Origin of the sequence: Streptomyces sp. rh34, from assembly GCF_002551245.1 — a bacterium.
Classification (GTDB): Bacteria; Actinomycetota; Actinomycetes; order Streptomycetales; family Streptomycetaceae; genus Streptomyces.
Window position 1 is genome coordinate 1 of sequence record NZ_NTGZ01000431.1, and the last position, 3,442, is coordinate 3,442.

Here is a 3,442-nt window from a genome sequence, read left to right on the forward strand (position 1 = left end):
CCTCCGCCTCGGTCCGTACGCCGTCGGCCGCGGCCTTCTCCTCGGCCTCGCGACGGGCATTCGTGCCGCGCTGGTCGACCAACTGTTCCTCGCGCCGGGCCAGTTCGATCTGGCTGGCCAGTTCGTTCTCGGCGATGGCGCGCTCCCGCTCGACGGCCACGGCCCGCCGTTCGTAGGTGGCCCGGTCCGCTTCCTGCTGGATCTGCTCGCGGGCCGGGGTGCGCAGGGCGCGCTCGACCTCGGCCTCGGGGCGGATCGCGACGACGCGCACGGCCACCACGTCGATGCCGGTGGCCGGGAGACGGGGCTCGGCGGTGAGGCCGGTGGCGACCCGTTCGCGTACGGAGGCGACGCCGTCGACCAGGGCCGCCGCGAGCGGGGTGCGGGCCAGCACGTCCAGCGTGTGCTGCTGCGCGGTCTCGGTCAGGAGGGTGGCGATCTGTTCCAGCGGCGCGCCGCGCCAGCTCCCGGTGTCCGGGTCCACGGAGAAGTCGAGCCGGTTCGCCGCCTCGGCCGGATCGCTGATCCGGTAGGTGACGGTGGCCTGCACGGTGACGTCCTGGAAGTCGGCCGTACGGGCGTGGAACGCCATGGCCAGCTCCCGGTCGTCGACCGGCACCTCGGAGAGTGCCGCCGACAGGGACCGGTACCAGAAGCTGAGCCCCTGGCCGTCGTGGGCCGGCCGGCCGCGGTGGTGGTGGCGGATGTGGGCGGTGGGCGCGGAGCGCAGGTGGCGCCAGCCGAAGCGCCGGGTGATGTCGGCGATGGTGAGGACCCCCTCTATTTCGTCACTGCGACGATAAGGGGTGTGGCGAATAGAGTCAAGGTGACGAAAAGGGGGGTGGGGTCCGGCGGGCCACCTGCCTGGCCGGGATCTCGCCGCCCCCGTGTACGGCGAGATCGGCGCCGTTGACGTACGAGGAGAGGTCGCAGGCCAGCCAGAGGCAGGCCCGCGCCACATCGTCCGGTTCCGCCAGTCGCCCCATCGGCACGATGTCCGCCACCGCGGCCCCGCCGTCGTGGCCGTACAGCGCGGTGGCGTTCTCGGTGCGGACGGGGCCCGCGGTGATGTGGTTGACCCGGACCCGTGGCGCCCATTCGAGGGCCAGGGCCCGGGTCAGTCCGAGCAGGCCCGCCTTGGCCGCGGAGTAGGCGGCGGTGCCGGGCTGCGGGTCGTGCGCGGAGACGCTGCCGATGTTGATCACGCACCCGCCGTCCGGCTGCTCCCGCATCACCAGATTCGCCGCCTGGGCCGTGTAGAAGGGTGCGAGGAGGTTGAGCGCCACCACTTTCTCGACGAAGCGTGGCGAGACGGTCGCCGCGTCGGCGTCCGGGGAGCCGCCGGCGTTGTTCACGAGCACGTCCAGCCGGCCGAACCGCTCGGCGGTCGCGGTGACGAGATCCGCCGCCGCCTCGGGATCCCGCAGGTCCGCGGCCCGGAACGAGGCCTCCCGCCCGCCCGTCGACGGCGGCGCGGCCGGTGTGCCGCGCCCGCAGACCATGACCTCCGCGCCGTTCGCGAGGAACGCTCTCGCCATCGCGGCCCCCAGGCCTCTGGTGCCTCCGGTGACGAGTACCGCTCGCCCGGTGAAGTCCATCGCATGGGACTGGTCCATGACCCGCCCTTCGCCGCTGGTTGTGGAGGCGGACTCGCCGGGTCTCGTCCCCGCGTCCGCCCGCTCCGAAATCTACCAAGCGCTTGTTAGGTAGGCCAGGGGGAGGCGTGAAGGGGTGCGGACACACGGGTGGCCGGTGGCCTCCGCAGAGGTCACCGGCCACCCGGGCGGTGCGCCGCCCCCGTCCCCACGGTGCGGCGCGGGTGGACCGCCCCATCCGCTGGGGCGGGCGGTCCACGTCTGTCAGGACTCCGGCGTTCCCGCCGTGAGTCCGAGGCTCGGGAGGATCGCCATCTCCACGAACCGGGTCAGATACGCCGCGTCGGCGTAGCGTCCCTCCAGCAGTGGCCGGGCGCGCATCACACCGAGCAGCTGAGCCGCCACGAACTCGGCCCCCGGAAGGTCCGCCGCGATCTCGCCGCGCTCCTGGCCCCGCCGGACCATCGTGTCGATCGCCGCGATCTCCGGCAGGATCAGGGCCTCGCGCAGCGCACACAGCAGCTCCGGGCTCTGGAGCGCCGCATGGCTGAGGGCGTGCATGAGCGGGGTGTCGCTCCCCGAGGCCTCGCCGATCGCCCGCGCGGCCTCCAGCAGGTCCCCGGCCAGCGTCCCGGTGTCGATGTTCGGGAGCCGCATCCGCCGGGTGCCGTGCAGCGCGGCCACGACCAGTTCCGGCTTGGAGCCCCACTGCCGGTACAGCGTCGACTTCCCGCACCGCGTGCGGGAGGCGACGCCCTCCATGGTCAGCGACTCGTATCCGCTCTCCCGCAACAGTTCCAGCACCGCCCCGTAGAGCTCCTGTGCCCGCTCGGGTGTGATCTTCGACCGGCGGGACGTGAGGGCTGACTCCTGCGAGGGACCGGGCGACGGCATGGGCTGTACCTCCTGCGGCGGTGCGGCGAGGTTCTCGATACGCCAGTGTACCGATACGCGCGTGTACCGATACGCCGACGTATCGGTACACTGGCGTATCGATACGGCGTGGATCTGACCGGGCCGTCCTGACACCGCTTCGCATCCAAGGGGGCACCGGGTGACCCACGCCCGCACCGAGCCCACGGACCAGGAGCCGGACATACGTGCCCGACCGCCCCTCGTCCGCGAGTTCCTTCTCGTGGCCGGACTCTTCCTGGCCTACAAGTTCGGCCGCCGGGCCGCCAACGGTCATGTCGAGGAAGCGTTCCGCAACGCGGGGAACGTATGGGACCTCGAACGCGATCTGCACCTGCCCGACGAGGGCACGGTCCAGGGGCTGCTGCTGCACAGCCAGCCCCTGATCCAGGCGGCGAACACCTACTACGCCGCCGTGCACTTCCCGGCCACGGCCCTCTTCCTGGCCTGGCTCTACTGGCGCCGCCCGCACCACTACGTCCGGTCGCGTCGCGTTCTCGCCGCGCTCACCGCCGCCGCCCTGGGGCTGCACCTGCTGTTCCCGCTGGCCCCGCCCCGGATGCTCCCGGCCGCCGGACTCGTCGACACCGGTCAGGTCTACGGGCCGACGGTGTACGGGCAGACTCCCGCGACCGACACGATGGCGAACCAGTTCGCCGCGATGCCCTCGCTGCACGTCGGCTGGGCCGTGATGGTCGCCGTCGGGCTGATCGGCGCCACCCGTTCCCGGTGGCGCCCGCTGTGGCTGCTGCACCCGGCGCTGACGCTGCTCGTCGTCGTGGGCACGGCCAACCACTACTGGCTCGACGCGATCGTCGTCGGGGCGATGCTCGCCGTCGCCCTCGCCGTCTTCCGGTTGCCGCCGGCCGCCCGGACCGTCCCCGCGCGGCCGCCCCGGCCGGGCCTGTGGGGGAGCGGCGCGGGGTCTCCCGTAC

4 protein-coding genes are annotated in these 3,442 nt (G+C 72.9%); 1 reads left to right on the top strand and 3 read right to left on the bottom strand.

Annotation, left to right across the window (positions count from 1 at the left end):
* The 3 genes from CR470_RS36715 to CR470_RS36725 all read right to left on the bottom strand — a co-directional run.
* Positions 1-766: SPFH domain-containing protein (locus CR470_RS36715; RefSeq protein ID WP_097872014.1), on the bottom strand; the 766-nt coding region annotated here is incomplete at its 3' end.
* Between the two features lie 55 nt (positions 767-821).
* Positions 822-1,616, bottom strand: coding sequence for an SDR family oxidoreductase (locus CR470_RS36720; protein ID WP_097872008.1), 795 nt, complete (start codon positions 1,614-1,616; stop codon positions 822-824).
* A gap of 243 nt (positions 1,617-1,859) precedes the next feature.
* Complete coding sequence (locus CR470_RS36725) at positions 1,860-2,489, bottom strand: TetR/AcrR family transcriptional regulator (protein ID WP_097872010.1); 630 nt, start codon at positions 2,487-2,489, stop codon at positions 1,860-1,862.
* Between the two features lie 160 nt (positions 2,490-2,649).
* Between CR470_RS36725 and CR470_RS36730 the strand changes: the two genes are divergently transcribed.
* Positions 2,650-3,442, top strand: a 793-nt coding sequence (locus tag CR470_RS36730) for a phosphatase PAP2 family protein (RefSeq protein WP_097872012.1), incomplete at its 3' end; no start/stop codon positions are given.

Bases quoted from the DNA above. Each gene is read 5' to 3' on its own strand.
- CR470_RS36725 (WP_097872010.1), bottom strand. From the start codon at position 2,489: ATGCCGTCGCCCGGTCCCTCGCAGGAGTCAGCCCTCACGTCCCGCCGG.
- CR470_RS36720 (WP_097872008.1), bottom strand. From the start codon at position 1,616: ATGGACCAGTCCCATGCGATGGACTTCACCGGGCGAGCGGTACTCGTC.